Origin of the sequence: Streptomyces sp. NPDC046909 (assembly GCF_040644695.1) — a bacterium.
Classification (GTDB): domain Bacteria; phylum Actinomycetota; class Actinomycetes; order Streptomycetales; family Streptomycetaceae; genus Streptomyces.
The window spans coordinates 601818-626785 of record NZ_JBEYXC010000003.1 but is presented as its reverse complement, the minus strand read 5'-3'; the positions used below and the strand labels follow the sequence as shown (position 1 = coordinate 626785).

Here is a 24968-nt window from a genome sequence, read left to right as displayed (position 1 = left end):
ATCTTCACCAGCAATGGCCGACGAGAACACTCCTGTCACCCCTGAAGAGGGCGGCGCCATCGTCCAGCGTGTCGAGCCCGTCGGGCTCGAGACCGAGATGCAGCGCTCGTACCTCGACTACGCGATGTCCGTCATCGTGGCGCGTGCCCTGCCGGATGTCCGGGACGGTCTCAAGCCCGTCCACCGCCGCGTCCTGTACGCGATGTACGACGGCGGCTACCGCCCCGAGCGCGGCTTCTACAAGTGCGCCCGTGTCGTCGGTGACGTCATGGGTAACTACCACCCGCACGGCGACTCCTCGATCTACGACGCCCTGGTCCGGCTCGCCCAGCCGTGGTCGATGCGCATGCCGCTCGTCGACTCCAACGGCAACTTCGGCTCTCCGGGCAATGACCCGGCGGCCGCCATGCGCTACACCGAGTGCAAGATGGCGCCGCTGTCGATGGAGATGGTCCGTGACATCGACGAGGAGACCGTCGACTTCACGGACAACTACGACGGCCGCTCCCAGGAGCCGACCGTCCTGCCGGCCCGCTTCCCGAACCTGCTGATCAACGGCTCGGCCGGGATCGCGGTCGGTATGGCGACCAACATTCCGCCGCACAACCTGCGCGAGGTTGCGGCCGGTGCCCAGTGGTATCTGGAGAACCCGGAGGCCTCGCACGAGGAGCTCCTGGACGCGCTGATCGAGCGGGTCAAGGGCCCCGACTTCCCGACCGGCGCGCTCGTCGTGGGCCGCAAGGGCATCGAGGAGGCGTACCGCACGGGCCGCGGCTCGATCACCATGCGGGCGGTCGTCGAGGTCGAGGAGATCCAGAACCGCCAGTGCCTGGTGGTCACGGAGCTGCCGTACCAGACCAACCCCGACAACCTCGCGCAGAAGATCGCCGACCTGGTGAAGGACGGCAAGGTCGGCGGTATCGCGGACGTCCGGGACGAGTCCAGCTCGCGCACCGGTCAGCGTCTCGTCATCGTGCTCAAGAGGGACGCGGTCGCCAAGGTCGTACTGAACAACCTCTACAAGCACACGGATCTGCAGTCGAACTTCAGCGCCAACATGCTGGCCCTGGTCGACGGCGTCCCGCGCACCCTGTCCCTGGACGCGTTCATCCGGCACTGGGTGACGCACCAGATCGAGGTCATCGTCCGCCGTACGCGCTTCCGGCTGCGCAAGGCCGAGGAGCGGGCGCACATCCTGCGCGGTCTGCTCAAGGCCCTGGACGCGATCGACGAGGTCATCGCGCTCATCCGGGCCAGTGACACGGTCGACATCGCGCGCACGGGCTTGATGGACCTTCTCCAGATCGACGAGATCCAGGCCAACGCCATCCTCGAGATGCAGCTGCGCCGGCTCGCCGCCCTGGAGCGCCAGAAGATCATCCAGGAGCACGACGAACTCCAGGCGAAGATCACGGAGTACAACGAGATCCTGGCCTCGCCGGTCCGCCAGCGCGGCATCGTCAGCGAGGAGCTCGCCGCGATCGTCGAGAAGTACGGCGACGACCGCAAGACCATGCTGGTGCCCTACGACGGTGACATGTCCATCGAGGACCTCATCGCCGAAGAGGACATCGTCGTCACCGTCACGCGCGGCGGCTACGTCAAGCGCACAAAAACGGACGACTACCGGGCGCAGAAGCGCGGCGGCAAGGGCGTACGGGGCACGAAGCTCAAGGAAGACGACATCGTCGACCACTTCTTCGTCTCCACGACCCATCACTGGCTGCTGTTCTTCACCAACAAGGGCCGGGTGTACCGGGCGAAGGCGTACGAGCTTCCGGACGCCGGGCGTGACGCGCGTGGACAGCATGTCGCCAACCTGCTGGCCTTCCAGCCGGACGAGGCGATCGCGGAGATCCTCGCGATCCGCAACTACGAGGTGGCGCCGTATCTGGTGCTCGCCACGAAGGGCGGTCTGGTCAAGAAGACGGCTCTGAAGGATTACGATTCGCCGCGCTCCGGTGGTGTCATCGCGATTAACCTCCGGGAAACGGACGCCGGTTCGGACGACGAACTGATCGGAGCCGAACTCGTTTCGGCCGAGGACGATCTGCTTCTGATCAGCAAGAAGGCACAGTCGATCAGGTTCACGGCCACGGACGACGCGCTGCGACCGATGGGCCGCGCGACCTCGGGTGTCAAGGGCATGAGTTTCCGTGAGGGAGACGAGCTGCTCTCGATGAATGTTGTTCGACCCGGTACGTTCGTGTTCACTGCCACAGACGGTGGGTACGCGAAGCGGACCGCCGTCGACGAGTACCGCGTCCAGGGTCGCGGTGGCCTCGGCATCAAGGCCGCCAAGATCGTGGAGGACCGGGGTTCTCTCGTCGGCGCGCTGGTGGTCGAGGAGACCGACGAGATCCTCGCCATCACACTGGGCGGCGGTGTGATTCGTACGCGAGTCAACGAGGTCAGGGAGACGGGCCGTGACACCATGGGCGTCCAACTGATCAACCTGGGCAAGCGCGATGCCGTCGTCGGTATCGCACGTAACGCCGAGGCGGGGCGCGAGGCGGAGGAGGTCGACGGCGAGGACGCCGTCGACGAGACCGCCGAAGGCGCCGCGACCACCGGCACGGACGAGGGTGAGGCGCCCTCGGCCGAGTAGCACGAGGAGTGAGTCACGTGAGCGGAGCCACGGGCGCCGGATCGTCCGGTACCTCTACCGGTTCTCAGACCGGTACGGAGACGGACGGCGGTGGCCGTGGCTCCGCCGCGCGTACGACCGACGCGCGCGCGACAGATTCGCACACGACCCAGCTCAAGGCGATCAAGCCACCCGCGAAGGACTCACCCTCGCCCGACTCATCTGGATCACAGGGGGGAACTGTGACGGACACCCGAGGCCCGCAGACCCAGCAGTACGCGGCCGGCGCGGGCTCGGCTGCTCCGGGCGCGGGACCGCAGCCTTCGGCGGAGCCGCAGGCGCCGTCGCCGCTGCCGGGGGAACGGCAGCCGCAGCAGGCCGCCGGGCCCTACCACCCGCCGCAGGCCTACCCGGCGCAGGCACCGGCGGCCGCCACCGGCGCCGTACGCCGTCCGCGCACCGGCGCCCGCACCACGCCCCGCACCCGCAAGGCGCGGCTGCGGGTGGCGAAGGCCGACCCGTGGTCGGTGATGAAGGTCAGCTTCCTGCTCTCCATCGCGCTCGGCATCTGCACGATCGTCGCGGCCGCCGTGCTGTGGATGGTCATGGACGCGATGGGCGTCTTCTCGACGGTCGGCGGCACCATCTCGGAGGCGACCGGCTCCAACGAGTCGAACGGCTTCGACCTGCAGTCCTTCCTTTCGCTGCCCAACGTCCTGCTGTTCACGTCGATCATCGCGGTCATCGACGTCGTCCTCGCGACGGCCCTCGCGACCCTCGGCGCGTTCATCTACAACCTCTCCGCGGGCTTCGTCGGCGGCATCGAGCTGACGCTCGCCGAGGACGAGTGAGGGGCCCCGACTATCGATTTTGGGACTGCCCCGGTCGTGCGCTAATCTTCAGGAGTCAGCGCGCGGGACACACACCGCAGAGCGCGGCGGGGCTATAGCTCAGTTGGTTAGAGCGCATCCCTGATAAGGATGAGGCCACAGGTTCAAATCCTGTTAGCCCCACCAGCACGAAGACCCCCAACCAGTCACGGTTGGGGGTCTTCGGCGTTCACGGGTGACACCAACGCCCCTGCCGCGGCAGGGCAGGAAAACGCCCGACCGCTGGCGACGGGGGATGCGCAAGCGGTCGGGCTGTGGCCCACACTAACAACGCTGTTCGAACGGCGGGAGTGGACCGCTCGGCTGTAACGCGGAGTTGTGATCGGCGTCACGTGAGAGCGGCGGGTTCGTCAGGTGTCGCACGGGGGGTCGTAGGAGAGCCGGGGCAGGTACTCGTGCCACTTCTCCGGGGTCAGGACGTTCCGGGTGGCCGCGCAGATGTGGCTGACGGCCCGGTCGACGTCGAGGCTCAACAGGCGGACCGTGTCGGTGCCGGTCGACACCCCGAGCAGGTCGTCGTCGCTGGGGCTGAACAGCAGGAAGTTGCCCGTCTTGGCGTTGGCGCTCATGGACTCGCCGATCGGCGCGGCCCGGGACGGATCGGCGACCTTCCACAGGCGGACCGTGTTGTCGTTGCCGCCGCTCGCCAGGGTGCGGCCGTCGCGGCTGAAGGTCAGGGAGACGAGGGCCTCGGTGTGACCGGTCAGCGGGGAGCCCGCCGGGGTCGCCTCACCGGGGTCCGTGACGTTCCACAGGCGGACCGTGTCGTCGCCGCTGCCGCTGGCGAGGGTCTCCCCGTCGGGGCTGAAGGCGAGGGTGTTGACGGGGCCGGTGTGCCCGGTGAGCGGCTTGCCGAGCAGGGTGACGCGGCTCGGGTCGCTGACGTTCCACAGGCGGATCGTGAGGTCGGAGCTGCCGCTGGCGAGCGTACGGCCGTCGGGGCTGAAGGCGAGGGCGTTGACGTACCCCTTGTGGCCGGTGAGCGGCTTGCCGAGCGGGACGAGGCGGGACGGGTCGGTGGCGTCCCACAGCTGGAGGGTGCGGTCGTCGTAGGCGCCGGCGAGGATGCGGCCGTCGGGGCTGAGGGCCATTGAGTCGGCGCCCGCGTAGCGCGTGCGCAGCGCCACGGGCTTGCCGTGGGGGACGGGGTGCGCGGGGTCGGAGACGTTCCACAGCTGGACCGTGTTGTGGGTGCCGGTCAGGACGGCGAGGCTGCGGCCGTCCCGCGAGAACGCCAGCTGCTGGACGCCCATGTCCTCACCGACCCCGAACGGCTCGCCCAGGGCGACGGGGCGGCCGGGATCGGTCACGTTCCACAGCCGGATCCTGCCGTCGGCGCTTGCGGTGGCGAGGATCCGCCCGTCCTCGGTGAACGCGCCGACCCGGCCGATCATGTCCGAGGTCGGCACCGACCACAGCCGGATCTTGCTGTCGCCGCTGCCGGTGGCGAGGGTCCGCCCGTCGGGGCTGAAGCCGACGGCGTACATCTCCCCGCTGCTGCCGGCCAGCGGCGAGCCGATCTGCGACGGGTACGCCGGATTGCCGACGTTCCACAGGCTCGCCGTGCTGTCCGCGCTGCCGGCGGCGAGCATGCCGCCGTCCGGGCTGAACGCCACGGACCACACGGGCCCGGTGTGCCCGGTGAGCGGCGCTCCGAGGGAGCTCGCCCGCCGCGGATCGGTGACGTCCCACAGCCGGATCGTGTTGTCCGCGCTGCCGCTGGCGAGGGTGTGGCCGTCCGGACTGAAGGCCACCGAGTGCACGGTGTCGGTGTGGCCGGTGAGCGGCGTACCGATCCGAGCCGGGTGACGGCGGTCGCGCAGATCCCACAGGGAGACCTTGTAGTCGTCGCCGCCCGCCGCCAGCGTCCGTCCGTCGGGGCTGAACGCCACCGCGCGCACGGGTGCGGTGAAGCCGGTCAGCGTGCCGAGCGTCCTCGGGCGCCGTACGTCGCTCATGTCCCACAGCCGTACGGAGCGGTCCTCGTCGGCGGTGGCGAGCGTGCGCCCGTCGGGGCTGAAGGCGACCAGGTAGATCGTGCCGTCGTGGCCGGTGAGGGGAGCGCCGAGGGGGCGCGGACCGCTGGGGTCGGTGACGTCCCACAGGCGGAGCGTGCCGTCGTCCCCGGCGCTGGCCAGGGTCCGGCCGTCGGGGCTGAACACCGCGCTGCTCACCCAACTGGTGTGCCCGGTCAGCGGCTTGCCCAGGGGCTTGGGGCGGGCCCGGTCCGACACGTCCCACAGGCGTACGGTCCGGTCGTAGCTGGCGCTCGCCATGAGCCGTCCGTCGGGGCTGAACGTGGTGAGGTAGACGGCGCCGGTGTGGCCCAGCAGGGGGGTGGCCAGCGGGGCGTTGACGATGGAGGCCAGCCTGTTGTTCGTGTCCGCGTCGCCCGGGCGCAGGTCATGGGCGACCAGGTCGAGCTGGGCGGACAGCGACTGGTCGGTGGAGCGGACCCGGTCGGCCTCCGCGAGGACCTGCTCGAACACCGCGTCGTCCCGCTGCTGCATCGCGACCAGCGCCGCACCCCCGGCCACCAACGCCAGGGCGACCAGCGCCGCGACGGCACCCCGGCTGATCCAGACCACGCGCCGGCGCAGCCTGACCGAAGCCGCCAGGAACTCCACCGCGCCGCGCGTCAGGAAGGTGTCACCGGCGGATTCCGCCCAGGCGTGGGCCTGCGCGAGCCGGGAACCCCGGTAGAGCAGCGCCGTGTCGCGGTCCGCGCTCTCCCAGGACCTGCTGTCCTCCTCCAGCCGCTGCCGCAGCAGATGATCACTGCGGCCCTCGTCGATCCAGTTCCGCAGCCGCGGCCAGGCGTGCAGCAGCGCCTCATGGGTGATCTCCACGCTCTCCGCGTCGAGCGTCACCAACCGGGCACGTACCAGGGCCTCCAGGGACTCCTCCGTCTTGTCGGGGTCCCTCGACTCCTCCGCGAGCCGGCGCCGCGTCCCCCTCCTGCGGGTGGCCTGGGTGTCCTCGCCGAGCCGGACCAGCCTCAGCAGCAGCAGCCGCGCGGCCGTACGGGCCGCCGGGTCGAGATCGGACCAGGCCCGCTCGGCGGTCGCCGCCACCGCACCCTGGATCCCGCCCGCCGCCCGGTAGCCGGCCAGCGTCAGACGGCCGGTCTTGCGCCGCTGCCAGGTGGCCAGCAGCGCGTGCGAGAGAAGCGGCAGCGCGCCTGCGTCGTGCGCCCCCCGCGGACCGTCCGCGCTGACCTCCCGCACGATCAGCTCCGCCAGCCCCGGCTCCAGCTCGAGACCGACCGCCTTGGCCGGCCCGGTCACCGCCTCCCGCAGCTCCGCGGCGGACAGCGGCCCCAGCACCATGTGCCGGTGCTGCAACGCGTCGGCCAGCTCGGGATGGGCCAGGCACTGCTCGTAGAAGTCGGCGCGCATACCGAGGACCACGAGCACGGGCGCCGGCTCCCCCGCCTCGGACGGCGTGGCGGCGGCGTGCAGGAGCTCGATGAAGGTGCGCCGGGTCGTCTCGTCGGAGCAGAGGGTGAAGGTTTCCTCGAACTGGTCGACGATGAGGACCGGACGGGCCGCGGACTCCGGCTGACGCCGGGCCCAGGCGGTGAGGGCCGCGCGCACGGCGTGGGCGAAGTGCGGGGTGCCGGCGGGGTGGGGGCTGCCAGGGGGGTGTGGAGTGCCGGCGGGGTGCGCCGCTGGTCGCTCGGCCTCCTCCCCCCTTTCTTCCTCCGCGGCGGACGTGACGCCTTCGAGTTCGGGGATCTGCCGGCTCAGCTCCTTGAGAGGGTCGGCTCCCGGTACGAACTCCAGGACGCTGGTGGCCGGCCGGGACTCGTCGTCGAGCGCGCCGCCGCGCAGGGCGGGCACCAGTCCGGCGCTCAGCAGCGAGGACTTTCCCGCTCCGGACGCGCCGACGAGCATGATCAGACCGCCGGTCCGCTCCGCGGCACGCAGCCGGGCGACGAGCGCCTCGGTGCTCCGCTCCCGCCCGAAGAACCACCGGGCGTGCTGCGGACGATAGGAAGCCAGCCCTCGATACGGACACACACCGGGATCGGCCGGCGCCTCGGCGGACAGCCGGTCCTCGTCCTCCGCGGACGCGGCCCCCGCGGGACCGTCACCGACCGGGTCGGCCACCGCCCGCTCCCACAGCCGCTGCCACTGGCCCAGGTCGTAGAGGCCGGGGGACACGGGCGCGGGCCGCGAACGGCGGGCGTCGGGTATCAGGACATGCAGCACGGCCGCGAGCGCCGTGAACTGGGCGGGTACGTTCCGCGCCCGCCGCCAGTCGCTGATCCGCTGCGCGGAGACCCGTACGGGCCGCCCTCGCTCGTCGACCCGCTGCAACCGTACGACGGCCTCGGACACGCGTTTGAGCGGAGGATCACCGGCCTCCTTGTACAGCAGCGCGAGACGTTCCGCGAAGGCTGTGCGCGCCCCTGAGTCGGAACCCAAGGTCCCCACCCCTTACTTCCCCCGCACTGGTATCCGGACCGGAAAACTCACCTTATACGGCTGACCTGCGGTTTTGTAGTCGTCCGGAGACCGGAACCTCCTCACCGGAGGCCTCGGCTGGCAGGATCACGACGCAATCGTCGTCCGCGCCGCCAGGTACCGGTCCCCACGAGGGGAGGGACCGGCACCGACCGGCACGCCGGACGCCCGCGCCGGCAGCACGACGACCCCCGATCGGTTGGGACCGGGGGTCGTCGCATTGCCGTACGTCTTCACATACGTCATCACATATGTCGTTCCGTACGTACTTCTGTACGTCTTCGTAGCTGGCGGGTACGCAAGTTCGCCGTTACGTCGGGGTGGTGAGGGCGGCACATGAGTGCCGTGACGTTCCTCGGGGCGCGGTCAGCGCTGGAGGGGTGCGGCCGGTTCGTCCGGGACGGCGCCGGCGTCCTCGCAGGAGGTGTCGTCGGTCGACTCGTCGTCAGCGGGCGGGCGGTGGCGGCAGCTGGGGGTCTTGCCGTGGGCCTCGGCCCGGATGCGCTGCTTCATCGTGGGGGGCAGGGACCTGGTCCAGGACCAGGACCAGAGGGGCGGTGCCGCCGTCGTGGTCTCGGCGGTGCTGTGTCGGGTCGTCGTCCCGTTCGTACCGGTCTGCGGTGCGGCCGTCGCGGCGGCAGCGGTCGTCGTGACGAGTCCGAGCGCCGTGCACAGCGCCAGGAGCGCGGTGACGATGGCGGTCCACAGCTTCATGACCTTGTTCTGGGCCATGGCCCCTCACTTTCGGGTTGGGCGATTTGCGTACTTTCCTCATGATGTGTATGGAGGCGACGAAATCGTGGACCCGGGCCCGTGGCGCGTCGATCTTCAGATGAACACCACCCGGATGGGTGCAAGAGGCCCGAAAAGTGGAGGAGAGTGGAGGAGGAAGGCCAAAGTCACCGCCTGTGGAGGTGTGATCACCCTCCGATCGGAGCGGCGTCATCCGCTTCTACTGCGGTGCTGAGGGCGGAAGTTGAGGGGCTGACGCAGGTCACCGATCGGTATCGGTCGGTGTGTATAGTCGGGCGCCAGAGGTCCCCTACGTCAAGGAAAGACGAGGTCGCGCGGTGAAGAAGCTTCTCCTGGTCGCACTGGCCGCCATCGGCGGGCTCCTCGTGTACCGCCAGATCCAGGCGGATCGCGCCGAGCAGGATCTGTGGACGGAGGCGACTGACTCCGTGCCCACGGGTTCGTGAGTACCGACATCCGGTTCTGAAAAGACCCCGGCCGCCTTCGCGGTCGGGGTTTTGTGTTGCCGGGTCCGCCACGGTGTGCTGCGGACCCGGGGGTTTCGGACGCACGTACGGGAAGCGCGGGTGATCCGCCGTTCGGCGGGGCAGGATGGGCCACGGTTCGGACGACCGGGGCTCGGGGCTCCGGCGGCCTGAGGAACGGCGGTCCGGGAGAGCGGCGGTCCGGGAGAGCGGCGGTCCGGGAGAGCGGCGGTCCGGGGAACGGCGGTCCGGGGAACGGCTACGGCGAGGGGTGGCGCGTGATGGGGCGGCGTACGGTGCGGTGGCGCGGCGTGTGCCTGGCTCTGTCCGGAGCACTGTCTTGTACGGCAGCCCTGCTGCTCCCCGGACAGGGCGCCGCTCTCGCCGCCGACAGCACGCCCAGCCCCAGCCCCAGTTCCTATGGCTTCGCCCCGGACGTCCGGACGGTCACCGGCGCTTCGAGCGCGGCCGGCGCCGGGTCCCTCGAACTCGGCGCGACCTATAAGAGCTCCCTTCCGGAGGGCGGCAAGCTCTACTACAGCGTCGTACTCGACGACACCTCGGACACCTACGTCTCCGTCACCGCCGTCCCACGCGCGCGTACGAAGATTTCCGCCGGCGGCGGCATCAGGGTGTACCTCCAGGCCGACGACAGCCACACCTGTTCCGGCAACACCTCCTACTTCGGCTCCGGCGGCAGCCCGCGCCCGATCGCGGCCTGGGGCGCCCGCGAGACCTTCTCCAAGCGCACCTCCTGCAAGGAGGCCGGCACGTACTACGTCGTCGTCGAGCGCCTCGACGGAACGGACCCGTCGCCGGACACATGGGACCTGGAGCTGGCGCCGATGTCGGAACCGGGCGTGAAGGGGGCCGAGGGGACGACGGAGGCACCGAAGGACTGGGACTCCGAGTCCCCGAAGCCGCCGACGGGCGAGACGGGTGAGGCGGGCGAGGCGGTACGGCTTCCCGGCGGCCCGGGATTCGACGGAGCCGTGACCGCGAGGACGGGGGCCTGGAGCGCCGACCTCACGCCCGGTCAGACCCTCTTCTACGAAGTGCCGGTCGACTGGGGCCGCCGCCTCCAGGCCACCGCCGAACTCGACGGCGCGGCGACCGACGGCGGCTATGTCATCGGCGCCCTCACCATGTCCCTCTACAACCCCGCGCGCGTGCCCGTCGACGACGCGACCCTCGGCTTCAACGGCACCCAGAAGTCACGCTCCCTCCCCTCCCTGCCACCGGTCGCCTACGACAACCGCTACGCCGCCACCAAGTCGCAGAGCGCGATGCGGTTCGCCGGCGGTTACTACCTCGCCCTGCATCTCTCGGAGCGGATGGCCGAGGAGTACGGCGACGGGCCGTTCGGGGTGACGCTTCGGGTGCGGGTGGACGGTTCGAGCGAGGCAGCGCCTGAGTATGTGGGGGAGTCCGAGCCTCGGGGGGTGTTCGAGGTCGCGGTCCAGGATCGGGGGGCGGGGTCTGCGGACGGGGTGGATGCGGGGGCGGAGGAGGGTGGCGCGGGTGGGGGTGCGGGTTCTGGGGGCGGTGCGGTGATGAAGGTGGTCGCGGCGGCCGGGATCGGTGGGGGGACCTTGGTGCTGGTGGTGCTGGGGGCGTGGACGGTGGTGGCTCGGCGGAGGGGTGGGGCCTGGTAGGGCGAGGTGTGGCCGGGTGGGGCCGGCCCTGGTCGGAGGGTGCCGTTCCGGGCGGGTGTTCCCGTTTCGACCGTGTCTTCCTATATGACGACTCGTTGATCGGATGGGGTGGGGTGTCGGAGCTCTGCCCTGGCCATGAGGCCATGCTCGATCAGAAGGGCAGAACATGATCAACGAGTCAGTGCTGTTGGAGTCGAAGAGTCTGCGCGACAGCGTGCTCCAGCGGACGGATGTGCTCGACAGGGTGAAGGCGCTGTCGTTGCTGCCGGATGGGATGCATGTGACTACGGCGATGGTGGCGGCGTACTTCGAGGTGGGCCTGAAAGCCATCGAGTCGTTGGTGATCGACCACCGCGACGAACTGGTAGCAAGTGGTTACCGCGTTTTGACGGGTACAGAACTGACCTCCTTCAAGGAGGTCAGTGGGATTCAGTCGCGCTCTCGATCCCTCGCGCTGTATCCACGCCGGGCCGTCCTCAACGTCGCCATGCTCCTCCGCGACAGCGAAGTCGCACGTCAGGTGCGTGTGTACCTCCTGGACATGGAGTACCTGGCCCGTACCCAGCCTGTGGATAACTCGGTATCCACAGACCCCGTCACCCCCGACGACCTCGACACCCGCATCGACCAGCGCATCACCCACATCCTCGGCAAGACGGTCGTCCCCATGTTCAACGCCCTGATCGAGACCTCGGGCGAACACCGCCAGGAACTGATCGCCCTGCGCTCAGGAGTCCAGCGCATCGAGCGTCGGCTCCATCAGCACCACGACCGGCTGAAGAGGCTCGAAGGGGTACGGGACGACCGCCCCGCCGTCGGAGCCATGGCCGCCATGGACGCCATGAACGGCCGCACGTTCGAACGCCACATCGCCAAGCTGCTGATCCGAGACGGCTGCACCAACGTTGTCGTACAGGGCGGCCACGGAGACAGGGGTGTCGACCTCATCGGGCTCACGGCCGACGGACGACGCATGGTCGTCCAGTGCAAGCGGCGCTCCCCCTACCTCACCGTTGCCAGCTCGGACATCCAGAAGTTCATCGGCTCGGCGAAAGTCCTGTACAGCGCGGAGGTGGCGCTCTTCGTGGCGACATGCCCGTTCACACCTGAAGCCCTCGCCCTTGCCTCCGAGACCGGCATCACTGCCGTACACCGTGGGGTGCTGGAGGACTGGAGCACCGGGGAGCCGTTGAAGGTCCTGGAGTAGTCACGGCAATGTGACAAGGCCCGAAGTCGCAAAAGGTGGTTGCGGCTTCGGGCCTCCGTCATGTTAGGCGACTGACCCTCCATAAGAGGGCCTGTCAGCCCCGCAGCTCCGTCGGCAGTACTCAGATTTGCGCCAGCGCCCAGAACCCCACCGCGTAGCAGGCCAGCGCCAGAAGCAGCATCGGGACGACCACCCTCGCCGGAGGACCGGGGCGGCGGGCCCTGTTCGTGGTCCGGCTCGCACGGTGTCGAGGAATTTCCCGGGCCGGAGGTGGAACCTGCGGGACCTGAGCGGTGTACGAAGCAGTAGAGGCATCGGCGCGGAGGAGCGGCGGCGAGCTGAGGGGCTGCGCCGGCGGGTAGGGCGGCGCCTGCGGTCGGGGGGAGGACAGGACGTGCGTGGGGTCATGGGGGGAGACGGGCGCGGACTGGTGCTGTGCGTCGCCCTTGTGGGGCTGGGCGGGTGCCTGGGGCTCGTGCCGCTGCTCCTGAGAGGCTTGAGGGTTCTGAGCAGTCTGACCGGAGGAGACCGGGGGCTGCGGGGGCGGCAGGTGGAAGCTTCCGGTGTCCGACATGCTGGGCGGCCGCACGGCACCGGAGGATTCGGATTCGGAGCCGGAAGTCGTCGGCAGGGGCCCGGTGCCCCGGCGCGGGTCGGTCGGGACGGATCCCGTGCCGGGCCATATGGAGTCGGAGTCGTCCCGTACGACCGGGCGGGCGCCGGTGCCCGGGGCCGGGCCATCGTGCGGGTAGGACGAGAAGCCGGTGCCTGCTTCCGGACCGCCCCGTGCGGACGGGGCGCCGGCCCCGGTGTCCGAACCCGACGGTTCCCCGCCCTGCCCCGCCCTGGCATACCCCGGCTGCACCCCCGGCGCGAGCTTGAGCGGCCCTCCGGGACCGAACCCCGCTGGCAGGGGGCCGAGTTGGTCGAAGATCTCGATCATCTCGTCGTCGGGGCCCGACCCCGGCAACAGTTCCGAGGCTGCGGCGAGCGCCTTGCGCGCCCCCGTGGCGGTGCGGAAGCGGGCCTGTGGGTCGGGCTGCACGAGCGTGGCCACGACCTGCCACAGCGGCTCGGGAATGCCCTTGGGGGCACTCGGTGTGCCGTGCGCCGCGAAGTACTGGATGAGTTCCTTGGCGTCCGGCTTGGCGCCCTCCAGGAGATACAGCGCGACCAGGCCGACGGCGAACAGGTCGGCGGGGAAGTCCGGCTCCGAGCCCATCATCTGCTCGGGCGCGATGTAACCGGGCGTCCCCACCACGAGGTTGGTCTCCGTCAGCCGCGCCTCGCCCAGCCGCATCGCGATGCCGAAGTCGGACAGCCGCAGCCGCGGCCGGCCCGTACCGGTGGCCTCCAGCAGCACATTGGCGGGCTTGATGTCCCGGTGGACCACGTCCTCCGCGTGCACCGCCGCCAGCCCCGCCAGGAGCTGGTCGAGCAGCGTGCAGACGAAGGACGGCGGCAGCGGGCCGTAGTCCCCGATCAGATGGACCAGCGAACCGCCGGCGACCAGATCCATGGTGAACAGGACCTTGTCGTCGTCGGCGGCCCAGCTGGCCGGCGCGAGCACATGAGGGTGGTCGATCCGCAGCGCCTGCTCGCGGACGAAGCGCAGCAGCGAGTGCGCGTCGCTCTGCTGGAGCACCTTGGCGGCGACATAGCGACGGCGCCGGTGGTCCCAGGCGCGCCAGACGGCGCCGACACCTCCGCGCCCGATCGGATCGACGAGTTCGTACCGGCCGGCGAAGACCTCACCCATGGCTGTGCGACGCTCCTCCCCCTTCGGTCTCCCCCCTTGCTTCCCCCGCGACGGGCGGTACGACTCCCCTCGCACCGCTCCGGGACGAGTGACACCCCTCGCACCGCCGGGCGGCGAGTGCCAAGGCCCGTCCACCGTCCGGCCGGTGACACGCCCCCATGTGTCCCCTCCGGACGAGCGACGGACCCCGCGCTCTCCCCGGGCGGCGCGACCCCCTCGCGCCCTCTCGGCCGTCGGCCCGGCTGCCGAACCCCCTTCGGTGGCCGGGCCTCAGGTTCAGTTCTGGTGGGACTGGTAGTGCGTGACCGCGTCGGAGGTGCGGCCCGCGCCGTAGACCCGGAGGAACTCGGCGAGTTCCGGGTGGGTCGGGGCGAGCGTGTCCGCCGCGTCGATGATGTCCCCCGCGGCCGCGACCGAGCGCAGCAGCGACTGGATCTCACGGACGACCCGCTTGACCGTCGGTGCTCCCGAACTGCTCGTCGTGGTCGTGGTGTTGCTGAGCACCGAGCCCCCTTGCGACTTCTTGATCTCGTCCATCCGCTCGGTCGCCTCGGCGGCGCTCACGCTGCCGTCCGCGACCTGCCCCGCCAGATCCTGCAGCAACTGCACCCGCTGGACCACGGCCGGATTGCCGATCTTCGCCCGCTGACCGCTCATCAGCTGCGACAGCATCGGCGCGGACAGTCCCAGTACCCCCGCGAGACGAGCCTGGTTGAGACCAAGATCGTCGATGAGCTTACGGAAGAGCGCCCCCAGCGGCTCCCCGTACCAGTTCCGCTGCAGTTCCCGCGCTCTCGCGGTCGCTTCCTGCTGTGCGGCGTCCATTGCGTCTCCCCATCGCTTCCCCAAATACCGCGGTTCGCTCTAGCGAACCACGCCGAGCATCTTACGGAGAGTGGTCGTTCATCGGGACCCCCAATCTTTTTGCGAGATACCGGGGGCGACCCGGTACTCTGGTCTGCGACGCCCGCCGGTATGAGTCACTTCCGGTCGGACGCTCCTCTTCCGGGGCCTTAGCTCAGTTGGTAGAGCGCTGTCTTTGCATGGCAGATGTCAGGGGTTCGACTCCCCTAGGCTCCACACCTCGGACCGGTCAGCCGCCCTTCTCGGGCGCTGGCCGGTTCTTGCATGTGCCGGTTTTTCACGCAGCGGATCCACGGGGGCGGCGGATGTGGACGAAGCGTGGCTCCGGAGGTGACGTGAGTCACTCGAAGGGCTCGAAAACGTTGCGGATGTTTGCGCAAATGCGAGAGGTCGCCGGGAGTGGCGCTCCGTCACCCAGGGGGCGGGTGAGCGGCCGGAGGCAGGGGTTCCGGTGGTGGAGGCCTTGTGGGGACTGGTGAGAGCGGGCGCATGTAATCAGGACGTTGCCGTCCGTCCATCCGATCTGTGCGGAACCTGCACACCTGAACCGTTGCAAACGTCATCGTGGATGCACAGGGCAATCAACTCCGGTTCCACGTGAAACAACGCTGTGGGGCGGGAGACCCTCAAGTCTCCCGCCCCACAGCGCGGTTCGAAGCGACGGACGCTACCGGCTATCAGTCACTGGCTACCGCCGGTCGTCGCGGTGCGCGGCCTCCTCCTCGGCCTCCTTGGCCTGCACCTCAGGGTCCAGCACCGACTGGCCGCTGCCGTCGACCGATGTCAGCCGACTCGACTCCGGGACCTCCGTCGCGGCAGGCGGCTCGACCAGCCAGTCAGGGTTGGCCTGCTTGTCCCACCACTTCCAGGCGGCGAAAGCACCACCCGCCAAGATGCCCGCGATCGCCAGCGCCTTGGCGAGACGGCTGGCCCTCGCCCGCCGCTCATGCTTGCGGGTCAGCTTCTGGATCTCCTCGGGCGAGACCTGGCCGCGCAGCGCCAGCAACGCGGCCGCACCACGGGACGCGGCCTCGTCCCTGACAGGGCCGGCCGCGGCCACGGCCTGCTCGATCCTCGGACGTGAGTAGTCAGCGGCCTGCCGGGCAGCCTTACGGGTGCGGACGGCGGCCTCATGGGCGGCCTGGTCGACCTTCGGCGGCACATGTGTCAAGGCCTGCTCCACGCGCGGCGCGACATGCGCGTCGTACTGGACGCGAGCCTGATCGGCCGCCTGCGACACCCTCGGCGCGAGCCGTACGCGTGCCTCGTGTGCGTAGTGCGCGGCCTTGTCCTTGGCCGTGTCGGCGTAGGGCGCCACCACTTCCGCGGCGTGCAGCACGCTGTCCTTCGCCGAACCGGTCGCGGCGCGCACGCTGTCGATGCGGGTCACGGGAATCCTCCTCCTCGGTGGCGTACGGTATTTCGACTTTCCACCCTTTTACGGATCATGCCTGGCAACAGGCCACCGGGCATGCGAGGGCGGGCATCCGGGTCACGGACACGGACCCCGGACCCTCTCCGATCAAGCGCTGCTGAAGAACCGATCACATGCAATAGCGGATGAATACGGGGCAACGGGAGCTTGTCGTCGACAATGCCACGGATCGCCGCTGAGCGCCCCCGGCCCGGGACTACTGGACCGCTTTTCTGCACACAAGAGGACGACGGGCATCGGATCCCACGGACCGTGCGAGGATCGTGGAGTCACAAGAGGGACAACGGAAGCAACGGAAGGCAGACCGTGGCCGAGCAGCTCTACGCCACCCTGAAGACCAGCCAAGGCGACATCGAAGTCCGGCTTCTGCCGAACCACGCTCCCAAGACGGTCAAGAACTTCGTCGAGCTCGCACAGGGCGAGCGGACCTGGACCCACCCCGGCACCGGCGAAGTGTCCACCAAGAAGCTCTACGACGGCACCGTCTTCCACCGCATCATCAGCGGCTTCATGATCCAGGGCGGCGACCCGCTCGGCACCGGCATCGGCGGCCCCGGCTACGAGTTCGGCGACGAGTTCCACCCCGACCTGCGCTTCGACAAGCCCTACCTGCTCGCCATGGCCAACGCCGGCCCGGGCACCAACGGCTCGCAGTTCTTCATCACCGTCGGCACCACGACGTGGCTGAACCGCAAGCACACCATCTTCGGCGAGGTCACCGACGCGGCCAGCCAGAAGGTCGTCGACACCATCGCCGCCCTTCCGACCAACCCGCGCACCGAGCGCCCGCTCAACGACGTCGTCATCGAGTCGGTCGTCGTCGAGACCCGCGAGCGCTGACCCCGCCCGCGGAGCAGGGAACCTATCGCCCCGCTCGTCCGTAAGGAGGGGCGGGGCGGTTTCATTGCATACGACGACTTAGGGGAGCCCATGGACCAGGCGCCAGGCAGCCCACAGGGCCCGGAGGACCAGGGTCCGCAGCCCACCCAGGGCCTGCCCGGCTGCTACCGCCACCCGGACCGCGAGACCGGCATCCGCTGCACCCGCTGCGAACGCCCGATCTGCCCCGAGTGCATGGTCAGCGCCTCCGTCGGCTTCCAGTGCCCCGACTGCGTCCGCGGCGGCTCCGGCACCGGCCACCGCCCCGACGCCGCCACCCCCCGCACCCTCGCCGGCGGCACTGTCGCGACCGACCCCCGGCTCGTCACCAAGATCCTCATCGGCGTCTGCCTCGCCGTCTTCTTCGTCCAGCTCTCCGTCGGCGACCGCTTCACCGACAGCTTCGACCTCCTCGGACGCGCCTACGTGCCCGTCCTGGGCGATGTCGAAGGCGTCGCGGAGGGCCAGTGGTACCGGCTGCTGACCGCGATGTTCCTGCACGGCAGCTACATGCACATCATCTTCAACATGCTCAGCCTGTGGTGGATCGGCGGCCCCCTCGAAGCAGCCCTCGGCCGCGCCCGCTACCTGGCGCTCTACTTCGTCTCCGGCCTCGCCGGCAGCGCGCTCACCTATCTGCTGGCCGAGTCGAACCAGCCCTCGCTCGGCGCCTCCGGCGCCATCTTCGGCCTCTTCGGCGCCACCGCCATCCTGATGCGACGGCTCCGCTACGACATGCGGCCGGTCATCGCCCTGCTGGTGATCAACCTGATCTTCACCTTCGGCTGGCCCGACATCGCCTGGCAGGCCCACATCGGCGGCCTCGTCGGAGGCGTCGTCATCGGGTACGCCATGGTGCACGCCCCACGCGAGCGCCGGACCCTGATCCAGTACGGCACCTGTGCCCTGGTCCTCGCCGTGGTCGTCGTAGTGACGCTCGTGAGGACGGCGCAGCTCACCTGAGCGGGCTGCTTGCGACACCGCCCCCCGCCCAGTTGTCCACAGCGGGTGGCGAATCTTGTGCATAGTGTGCGCGAACAACTGTGCCCCCTGTCGCTGACCCGTGTTTTCGCAGGTCAGGCAGGGGGCGAACAGGTTCGAACAGGCTTGCGGACGACCGGTGTGGCAGTCGTATCGGCGTCAACGCTGTGTGAGTTATCCACAGATCGTCGTTCTAATATCCCCAGGGAGCCTGTGGATACTTCTTCGTTCTGTGGATAACTCAGCGGATAGCTCGGGGCAGAGCTACTTCCACTGCGTGGAGACGCCGAAGCCGGCGGCGATGAAGCCGAAGCCGACCACGATGTTCCAGTTGTCCAGGGCGTCGATGGGCAGCGAGCCGTCGGTCACATAGAAGACGACGATCCAGGCCAGCCCGATGACGAACAGGGCCAGCATCACGGGTGCGACCCAGGCGCGGCTGTTCAGCTTGATGCTGGTCGCCTGCTTCGCCGGCGGCGGCGTGTAATCGGCCTTCTTGCGGATACGTGACTTCGGCACGAGGGTCTCTCCTGTCGATGCGCTGCGTGGCCGCGCAGGTAACTGGGTCGGGCTCGGGGGCAGCGTACAAGGGGACACTTAGTGCTCCCCCGGGCGTCCGTTAGCGTAGTGCTTCCGTGGCGCTGAAGGAGATAAGGGTACGTTGAGCAATTCTGCCGACTCCCCCCAGGCTGGATCCAGCCCTGGCCGCAGGCGAGGTTTCCGGCCTGTGCGGCTGCTCACGGTGGCTGTCTTCGCTCTCGCGGGCCTCATTTTCTTCACCAGCTTCAATACGGCCAAGGGCACCAATATCCGTACGGATGCCTCGCTGCTGAAGCTCTCCGACCTGATCCTGGAGCGCAGTCACAAGAACGGTCAGCTCGACGAGACCAACGGGGCGCTCAGGGACGACGTGGAGGCGTTGGCCGAGCGGGATGACGGCAGTACGCAGGCCGAGGACGACAAGCTGGCGGGGCTGGAGGAGAAGGCGGGTACGCAGAAGCTGAAGGGCGAGGCGATCTCCGTCACGCTCAACGACGCTCCGCCGGACGCCACCGCCAAGCTTCCTGGCTATCCCGAGCCGCAGCCCGACTACCTGGTCATCCATCAGCAGGACCTCCAGGCCGTGGTGAACGCGCTGTGGCAGGCGGGCGCCGAGGGGATCAAGGTCATGGATCAGCGGTTGATCTCCACGAGTGCCGTGCGGTGTGTGGGCAACACCCTGATTCTCCAGGGTCGGGTCTACTCGCCGCCGTACAAGATCACGGCGGTCGGGGATCCGGAGAAGCTGAAGGAGTCGCTCGCGGCGAGTCCGGCGATTCAGAACTACATGGTGTACGTCAACGTCTACGGGCTCGGCTGGAAAGTCGAGGACGAAGGGACGGTGACTCTGCCCGGCTACTCGGGCACAGTGGATCTGCAGTACGCCAAGCCTGTGGAGTAGGTCTCTTCTGGAGCGGCCGGTGCGTGTCGTCGTCAGGACCGTGAGCGAGCTGTGCATCACCGTCGGCGCCTTGATCTGCCTGTTCGTGGTCTACGTGCTCTTCTGGACCGGCGTGAAGGCCGACGACGTGATGGGCGACCAGATCGATCAGCTGCAGGACCAGTGGGCGAAGGGGAGTGTGGAGCAGCCCCGGTCCACGGGGGGCGCGGGGGGTGCGGGGGGTGCCACCGTGTCTCCGGCTGCGCCGGCGCCGTACAAGAGCGGGAAGGCCTTCGCGATCATGTACATCCCGCGGCTTGGTTTCACGTGGAACAAGCCGGTCCTTGAGGGGACGTCCGTGGGGACGCTCAAGAAGGGGCTCGGGCACTACGCGCGGACCTCGCAGCTCGGCGAGGAGGGGAACTTCTCGGTGGCGGGGCATCGGCGGACGTATGGGGATCCGTTCAAGGACTTTCCGAAGCTGCGGCGGGGGGACGCGGTGGTGTTGACGGACGGGACGACCTGGTTCACGTATCGGATCGACAAAGGGCCTTACAAAACCGTTCCGACGGATGTTGAGGTGATCGACCCTGTGCCACGTAAGTCGGGGTATACGCGGTCGGGCCGCTATCTCACGCTGACCACGTGCGATCCGGAGTGGGGTCATAGCCACCGGCTGATCGTGTGGGCGCATCTGGACTCCACGCAGCCTGTGGAGGACGGGAAACCGGAAGCGCTGCGCCGTTAGTCTGGTGGCTGGTACGGCGTGAGTCCGGTGCCGTGGTGCGACGGAAGGGACGGCATGTACGGCTGGATCTGGCGGCATCTGCCGGGGAACGCGTGGGTGAGGGCGTTGATCTCACTCGTGCTGGCGCTCGCTGTGGTCTACGTCCTGTTCCAGTACGTCTTCCCGTGGGCCGAACCGCTGCTGCCCTTCAACGATGTGACGGTGGACAACCAGTGAGTGCGCGGATTCTCGTCGTGGACAACTACGACAGCTTCGTCTTCAACCTTGTGCAGTACCTGTACCAGCTGGGTGCGGAGTGCGAGGTGCTGCGCAACGACGAGGTGTCGACGGCGCATGCCCAGGACGGTTTCGACGGTGTGCTGTTGTCGCCGGGGCCGGGGACGCCGGAGGAGGCGGGTGTCTGCATCGAGATGGTGCGGCACTGCGCGGTGACCGGGGTGCCGGTGTTCGGTGTGTGTCTGGGGATGCAGTCGATGCAGGTGGCGTACGGCGGGGTCGTGGACCGTGCGCCGGAGCTGCTGCATGGGAAGACGTCGTTGGTGGAGCACGAGGGGAAGGGTGTGTTCGCGGGTCTGCCGACGCCTTTCACCGCGACTCGGTATCACTCGCTCGCGGCGGAGCCGGAGACGGTGCCGGCGGAGCTGGAGGTGACCGCGCGGACGCATGACGGGATCATCATGGGGCTGCGGCACCGTGAACTGCCCGTTGAGGGCGTTCAGTTCCACCCTGAGTCGGTGTTGACGGAGCACGGGCATCGGATGCTGGCGAACTGGCTGGTGGAGTGCGGTGACCGGGGTGCGGTGGCGAGAAGCGCGGGGCTGGCCCCGGTGGTGGGCAGGGCCTCGGCGTGACCGCACTGCGCCCCGAGCGCGAGTCCGGGACCTCGTACGGGGAGCAGTCGTACGAGGATGCCGGTGTGCTTGGGGAGCAGGAGCTGTGGATGCCGCCTCCGGACGAGGAGACGGTGGCGCTGCGAATAGCCGACATCCCGGGGTACGTGGGCGGGTCCATATCGGCGTCTGACGCCTCGTCCGCCACAGGAGCCACTGGAACCCCTGCGGGGGGTCGTGCGGCCCGCAGAAAGGCCGCCAAGCGGCGTGGTGGGCGTCATGGGGGTGGGGCGAGGCCCTCGGTCGAGGAACCGGCGGAGGAATCGGCCGCGGAATCGTCGTCCGCTCCGCTCTCCCGGGTCGAGGCGCGGCGGCAGGCGCGGGCGCGCAAGCCGGGTGCGGCGGTGCTGGCGAGCCGGGCGATCGGCGAGGTGTTCATCACCACCGGTGTGCTGATGCTGCTGTTCGTCACCTATCAGTTGTGGTGGACGAATGTGCGGGCGCATGCGCAGGCCGGCAAGGAGGCGAGCACGCTCCAGAACGAGTGGGCCACCGGCAAGGGGGCGCCGGGTGAGTTCGAGCCGGGGCAGGGTTTCGCGCTGCTGCACATTCCGAAGCTGGACGTGGTCGTGCCGATAGCGGAGGGCGTCAGCAACAAGAAGGTGCTGGACCGGGGCATGGTCGGGCACTACTCCGAGGGCGCGTTGAAGACGGCGATGCCGAGCGCGAAGACCGGCAACTTCGGGCTTGCGGGGCATCGGAACACGCATGGCGAGCCGTTCCGGTACATCAACCGGCTGAGCAAGGGCGACGAGATCGTCGTGGAGACGCAGGACGACTACTTCGTGTACAAGGTGGCGTCGTCGCTGCCGGTGACGTCGCCGAGCAATACGAGCGTGCTGAATCCGGTGCCTCCGCAGTCGGGATTCACCGGGCCGGGCCGTTACATCACCCTGACGACGTGCACACCGGAGTTCACCAGCAAGTACCGGTTGATCGTCTGGGGCAAGATGGTCGAGGAACGGCCGCGCAGCAAGGGCAAGCCGGATGCGCTCGTCCAGTAAGGGCAGATGAACAGTGGCAGCGAGCACGGAGCAGCAAGAGATCTCCGCGTCTCCGGCGCCCCGCAGGCGCCGTATGGGCCGGATCGCGATGGCGGTCAGTGTCTTCGGTGAACTCCTCATCACGGCGGGCCTGGTGCTCGGCCTGTTCGTCGTCTACTCGCTGTGGTGGACGAACGTCGTCGCCGACCGTGAGGCGGGCAAGCAGGCGGACAAGGTCCGCGACAACTGGGCTCAGGACACCGGCCCTGGTGCGCTCGACACCAAGAACGGCATCGGCTTTCTGCACGTTCCCGCGATGAAGAACGGGGAGGTGCTGGTCGAGAAGGGGACTTCGACGAAGATCCTCAATGACGGTGTGGCCGGGTACTACACGGATCCGGTCAAGGCGACGCTGCCGATGTCGGGCAAGGACGGCAACTTCTCGCTGGCCGCGCATCGGGATGGCCATGGTGCCAAGTTCCACAACATCGACAAGATCGAGAAGGGTGACGCGATCGTCTTCGAGACGAAGGACAAGTGGTACGTCTACAAGGCGTACGCGATCCTTCCCGAGACGTCGAAGTACAACGTGAAGGTGCTGGGGGCCGTCCCGAAGGAGTCGGGGAAGAAGAAGGCCGGCAAGTACATCACGCTGACGACCTGCACGCCGGTGTACACGTCTCGCTACCGGTACGTGGTGTGGGGCGAGCTGGTGCGGGTGGAGAAGGTGGACAGCGAGCGGACGCTGCCGAAGGAACTGCGCTGACCGGGCTGTACTGACCTGACCGAGCTGTACTGACCGAACGCTGGTCGGCCGCCTACGACTGAGCCCCGGCATCCTGTCACCAGGGTGCCGGGGCTCAGCTGTCGCCGGAGGGCGAGGTCAGTCCTCGGTGCGGGCCGCCGTTCCGGTGGTGCCGCCGAAGAAGTTGGTGCCGCCGTTGTTGCCGCCGTTGTTGTTCTGGGCCACGGCGACCAGGTTGACCGCGGTGCCTTCGGCGACCGTGGTGCCCGGCTGCGGGTCCTGGGTGAGGACGATGGCGTTGTCGTCCGAGGAGCCGCCGATCTGCCCCACGGACAGACCGTTGTCCTCAAGGGTCTTCCTGGCGTCCTTGACGGTCATCTGGGTCACCGTCGGCACCTGGACCTGCTCGTCCTCGGCGGCCTTGCCGATGGTGATCTGCACCGTCGAGTTCTTGTCGACCGAGGAGCCGGCCGTCGGGTTGGTGCTGATGACCTTGCCGACCAGGTTGTCGTCCTCGGTCTCCTGCTCGACGCAGTTGCCGCTGAGCTCGTTCTGCGTCATCTGCGCCTTGGCCTCGTCGCAGGTCTTGCCGGCGACGTCCGGGACCGTGGACTTCTGGATCTCCGTGGCGACGGTGAGGGTGATCGTCGTGCCCTTTTCGACTTCCTTGCCGAAGACCGGGTTCTGGTCGAGGACGGAGCCCGTTTCCTCGGTGGACTCCTTCTCCTTCTTCTTGACGATGAGACCGTAGTCGTCGCCTTCAAGTCGCTGCTTGGCATCGTCGAACTGGTCGCCGATGACGCTGGGCACGGTGACCTTCGGGGCGCCCGTCGAGACCACCAGGTTGATGGTGGACTGCTTGTCCACCTTGGTGTTCGGATCAGGGTCCTGCGTGCAGATGTTGCCCTTGGGCTGGTTCTCGCAGGTCTTCTCGGTGGTGGCCAGCTTGAGATCGCTGTTGGTCGCCATCGTCTTGGCGCTGTCCAGCGTCTCGCCGATGAACCTCGGCACCGCCACCTGATCGTCGGCCGCGTTGTTGCCGCTGAACGCCCACTTCCCGATGAGGATCGCGCCGACAAGCACGAGAACGGCCGCGACGACCAGGAGGATCGTCGAGGTGTTGTTCTTCTTCTGCTGGCGGCGGCGGTCCGGGCGGTCGTCGTAGCCGCCGTAGCCCGGGTCGTCCGGGTTCATGGGCGGCATCATCGACGTGGCGCCGGCGTCGGCGGAGCGCAGGGCGGTGGTGGGCTGGTCGTCGGGGTAGGCGCCGTAGCCGACCGAGCCCATGGCCGCCGTTGCCGCGACGGGCTGCCCGTCGAGGCAGGCCTCGATGTCGAGGCGCATCTCGTCGGCGGACTGGTAGCGGTAGTTGGGGTCCTTGACGAGGGCCTTCAACACGATCGCGTCCATCTCGGGCGTGATCTCGGGGTCGAAGACCGACGGGGGCTGGGCCTCTTCGCGGACGTGCTGGTAGGCGACGGCCACCGGGGAGTCGCCCACGAACGGCGGGCGGACCGTGAGGAGTTCGTACAACAGGCAGCCGGTTGAATACAGGTCGGACCTGTTGTCGACCGGCTCGCCCTTCGCCTGCTCGGGCGAGAGGTACTGGGCTGTGCCGATGACCGCGGACGTCTGCGTCATCGTCATGCCGGAGTCGCCCATGGCGCGGGCGATGCCGAAGTCCATGACCTTGACCTGGCCGTTGCGCGTCAGCATGACGTTGGCCGGCTTGATGTCGCGGTGGACGATGCCGGCCCGGTGGGAGTACTCCAGGGCCTGGAGGATGCCGATCGTCATCTCCAGGGTGCGCTCCGGCAGCAGCCGGCGGCCGGAGTGCAGCAGTTCGCGGAGCGTGGAGCCGTCGACGTACTCCATGACGATGTACGGGATCGAGACCCCGTCGATGTAGTCCTCGCCCGTGTCGTAGACCGCGACGATCGCGGGATGGTTGAGCGAGGCGGCCGACTGGGCCTCCCGGCGGAACCGGGCCTGGAAGGACGGGTCGCGCGCGAGGTCCGCGCGCAGCGTCTTCACGGCAACGGTGCGGCCGAGACGGGTGTCATGCGCGAGGTAGACCTCCGCCATGCCACCACGGCCGAGCACCTGGCCCAGCTCGTACCGGCCGCCGAGGCGACGCGGCTCTTCCATAGCTCCTACCAGCCCTCTCCGTCGGTCCCGACCGGCACTGGTGTGCGGTCGGAGGCTGCCGTCCGGGCCTACCGTACCCGGCTGGCTTTGT

20 protein-coding genes and 2 tRNA genes are annotated in these 24968 nt (G+C 68.8%); 15 read left to right on the top strand and 7 right to left on the bottom strand.

Annotation, left to right across the window (positions count from 1 at the left end; translation table 11 throughout):
* The first annotated feature begins 13 nt into the window (after positions 1-13).
* From gyrA to ABZ928_RS11650, 3 genes are all read left to right on the top strand, one after another.
* Entirely contained in the window at positions 14-2608 is a 2595-nt protein-coding gene (gene gyrA / locus ABZ928_RS11660) for a DNA gyrase subunit A (RefSeq protein ID WP_361517132.1), read from the top strand.
* Positions 2609-2625: 17 nt separating this feature from the next.
* A complete protein-coding gene (locus ABZ928_RS11655; RefSeq protein WP_361517130.1) occupies positions 2626-3438 on the top strand; it encodes a DUF3566 domain-containing protein in 813 nt (270 codons plus the stop codon).
* An 88-nt stretch (positions 3439-3526) separates the two neighbouring features.
* A tRNA-Ile gene (locus ABZ928_RS11650) sits at positions 3527-3603 on the top strand.
* Between the two features lie 224 nt (positions 3604-3827).
* Here ABZ928_RS11650 and ABZ928_RS11645 read toward each other — a convergent pair.
* Both ABZ928_RS11645 and ABZ928_RS11640 read right to left on the bottom strand, forming a co-directional pair.
* Positions 3828-7916 carry an AAA family ATPase gene (locus tag ABZ928_RS11645; protein ID WP_361517129.1) on the bottom strand — a complete coding sequence of 1363 codons (4089 nt, stop codon included), beginning with the start codon at positions 7914-7916 and terminating at the stop codon, positions 3828-3830.
* 396 nt (positions 7917-8312) lie between these two features.
* Positions 8313-8678 (bottom strand): DUF6344 domain-containing protein, encoded by a 366-nt coding sequence (locus ABZ928_RS11640; protein WP_361517128.1) that lies wholly within the window; start codon positions 8676-8678, stop codon positions 8313-8315.
* Between the two features lie 338 nt (positions 8679-9016).
* Between ABZ928_RS11640 and ABZ928_RS11635 the strand changes: the two genes are divergently transcribed.
* The 3 genes from ABZ928_RS11635 to ABZ928_RS11625 all read left to right on the top strand — a co-directional run bounded on the left by ABZ928_RS11635 (position 9017) and on the right by ABZ928_RS11625 (position 12025).
* Positions 9017-9145 carry a DLW-39 family protein gene (locus ABZ928_RS11635; RefSeq protein WP_003999697.1) on the top strand — a complete coding sequence of 43 codons (129 nt, stop codon included), beginning with the start codon at positions 9017-9019 and terminating at the stop codon, positions 9143-9145.
* A 299-nt stretch (positions 9146-9444) separates the two neighbouring features.
* A complete protein-coding gene (locus ABZ928_RS11630) occupies positions 9445-10818 on the top strand; it encodes a hypothetical protein (RefSeq protein WP_361517126.1) in 1374 nt (457 codons plus the stop codon).
* Between the two features lie 166 nt (positions 10819-10984).
* Positions 10985-12025 carry a restriction endonuclease gene (locus ABZ928_RS11625; RefSeq protein ID WP_361517124.1) on the top strand — a complete coding sequence of 347 codons (1041 nt, stop codon included), beginning with the start codon at positions 10985-10987 and terminating at the stop codon, positions 12023-12025.
* 121 nt (positions 12026-12146) lie between these two features.
* Here ABZ928_RS11625 and ABZ928_RS11620 read toward each other — a convergent pair whose 3' ends face one another.
* Together ABZ928_RS11620 and ABZ928_RS11615 are read right to left on the bottom strand one after the other, a co-directional pair.
* The gene (locus ABZ928_RS11620; RefSeq protein ID WP_361517122.1) at positions 12147-13784 is read right to left on the bottom strand and encodes a protein kinase; all 1638 of its coding nucleotides are present in this window, start codon (positions 13782-13784) and stop codon (positions 12147-12149) included.
* 276 nt (positions 13785-14060) lie between these two features.
* Positions 14061-14609, bottom strand: a complete 549-nt coding sequence (locus ABZ928_RS11615) for a DNA-binding protein (RefSeq protein ID WP_031036313.1) — start codon at positions 14607-14609, stop codon at positions 14061-14063.
* A 182-nt stretch (positions 14610-14791) separates the two neighbouring features.
* On the opposite strand from ABZ928_RS11615, the gene ABZ928_RS11610 reads away from it, so the two are divergent.
* Positions 14792-14864 (top strand) — tRNA-Ala (locus ABZ928_RS11610).
* Positions 14865-15336: 472 nt separating this feature from the next.
* On the opposite strand, the gene ABZ928_RS11605 is transcribed toward ABZ928_RS11610, so the two are convergent.
* A complete protein-coding gene (locus ABZ928_RS11605; protein WP_361517120.1) occupies positions 15337-16038 on the bottom strand; it encodes a DUF5324 family protein in 702 nt (233 codons plus the stop codon).
* A gap of 351 nt (positions 16039-16389) precedes the next feature.
* On the opposite strand from ABZ928_RS11605, the gene ABZ928_RS11600 reads away from it, so the two are divergent.
* Positions 16390-16923 carry a peptidylprolyl isomerase gene (locus ABZ928_RS11600; RefSeq protein WP_361517119.1) on the top strand — a complete coding sequence of 178 codons (534 nt, stop codon included), beginning with the start codon at positions 16390-16392 and terminating at the stop codon, positions 16921-16923.
* Positions 16924-17013: 90 nt separating this feature from the next.
* On the top strand, positions 17014-17925 hold the full coding sequence (locus ABZ928_RS11595) for a rhomboid family intramembrane serine protease (RefSeq protein WP_361517117.1): 912 nt from the start codon (positions 17014-17016) through the stop codon (positions 17923-17925).
* 282 nt (positions 17926-18207) lie between these two features.
* Here the strand turns inward: ABZ928_RS11595 and crgA are convergent, their stop codons facing one another.
* Positions 18208-18462 carry a cell division protein CrgA gene (crgA, locus tag ABZ928_RS11590; protein WP_059194346.1) on the bottom strand — a complete coding sequence of 85 codons (255 nt, stop codon included), beginning with the start codon at positions 18460-18462 and terminating at the stop codon, positions 18208-18210.
* 142 nt (positions 18463-18604) lie between these two features.
* Between crgA and ABZ928_RS11585 the strand changes: the two genes are divergently transcribed.
* From ABZ928_RS11585 to ABZ928_RS11560, 6 genes are read left to right on the top strand one after another with little or no spacing between them, the layout of a single operon-like run.
* Complete coding sequence (locus ABZ928_RS11585; RefSeq protein ID WP_361517116.1) at positions 18605-19384, top strand: DUF881 domain-containing protein; 780 nt, start codon at positions 18605-18607, stop codon at positions 19382-19384.
* 19 nt (positions 19385-19403) lie between these two features.
* The gene (locus ABZ928_RS11580; RefSeq protein ID WP_361517114.1) at positions 19404-20111 is read left to right on the top strand and encodes a class E sortase; all 708 of its coding nucleotides are present in this window, start codon (positions 19404-19406) and stop codon (positions 20109-20111) included.
* Positions 20112-20129: 18 nt separating this feature from the next.
* A complete protein-coding gene (locus ABZ928_RS11575) occupies positions 20130-20327 on the top strand; it encodes a hypothetical protein (RefSeq protein ID WP_361517112.1) in 198 nt (65 codons plus the stop codon).
* Complete coding sequence (locus ABZ928_RS11570) at positions 20324-20962, top strand: aminodeoxychorismate/anthranilate synthase component II (RefSeq protein WP_361517110.1); 639 nt, start codon at positions 20324-20326, stop codon at positions 20960-20962. The genes ABZ928_RS11575 and ABZ928_RS11570 overlap by 4 nt, the downstream gene beginning before the upstream one ends.
* The gene (locus tag ABZ928_RS11565; protein ID WP_361517108.1) at positions 20959-22005 is read left to right on the top strand and encodes a class E sortase; all 1047 of its coding nucleotides are present in this window, start codon (positions 20959-20961) and stop codon (positions 22003-22005) included. The genes ABZ928_RS11570 and ABZ928_RS11565 overlap by 4 nt, the downstream gene beginning before the upstream one ends.
* Before the next feature lie 13 nt (positions 22006-22018).
* On the top strand, positions 22019-22750 hold the full coding sequence (locus ABZ928_RS11560) for a class E sortase (RefSeq protein WP_361517106.1): 732 nt from the start codon (positions 22019-22021) through the stop codon (positions 22748-22750).
* A gap of 117 nt (positions 22751-22867) precedes the next feature.
* On the opposite strand, the gene pknB is transcribed toward ABZ928_RS11560, so the two are convergent.
* Positions 22868-24877: a Stk1 family PASTA domain-containing Ser/Thr kinase gene (gene pknB, locus ABZ928_RS11555; protein WP_361517104.1), complete on the bottom strand. Its 2010-nt coding sequence runs from the start codon at positions 24875-24877 to the stop codon at positions 22868-22870.
* Positions 24878-24968: the final 91 nt, after the last annotated feature.

What these genes read in the sequence shown, in the direction of transcription:
- ABZ928_RS11595 (WP_361517117.1), top strand. Translation starts at nt 17,014, where the DNA reads ATGGACCAGGCGCCAGGCAGCCCACAGGGCCCGGAGGACCAGGGTCCG.
- ABZ928_RS11630 (WP_361517126.1), top strand. Translation starts at nt 9,445, where the DNA reads ATGGGGCGGCGTACGGTGCGGTGGCGCGGCGTGTGCCTGGCTCTGTCC.
- gyrA (WP_361517132.1), top strand. Translation starts at nt 14, where the DNA reads ATGGCCGACGAGAACACTCCTGTCACCCCTGAAGAGGGCGGCGCCATC.
- ABZ928_RS11615 (WP_031036313.1), bottom strand. Translation starts at nt 14,609, where the DNA reads ATGGACGCCGCACAGCAGGAAGCGACCGCGAGAGCGCGGGAACTGCAG.
- ABZ928_RS11620 (WP_361517122.1), bottom strand. Translation starts at nt 13,784, where the DNA reads ATGGGTGAGGTCTTCGCCGGCCGGTACGAACTCGTCGATCCGATCGGG.
- ABZ928_RS11625 (WP_361517124.1), top strand. Translation starts at nt 10,985, where the DNA reads ATGATCAACGAGTCAGTGCTGTTGGAGTCGAAGAGTCTGCGCGACAGC.
- ABZ928_RS11640 (WP_361517128.1), bottom strand. Translation starts at nt 8,678, where the DNA reads ATGGCCCAGAACAAGGTCATGAAGCTGTGGACCGCCATCGTCACCGCG.
- pknB (WP_361517104.1), bottom strand. Translation starts at nt 24,877, where the DNA reads ATGGAAGAGCCGCGTCGCCTCGGCGGCCGGTACGAGCTGGGCCAGGTG.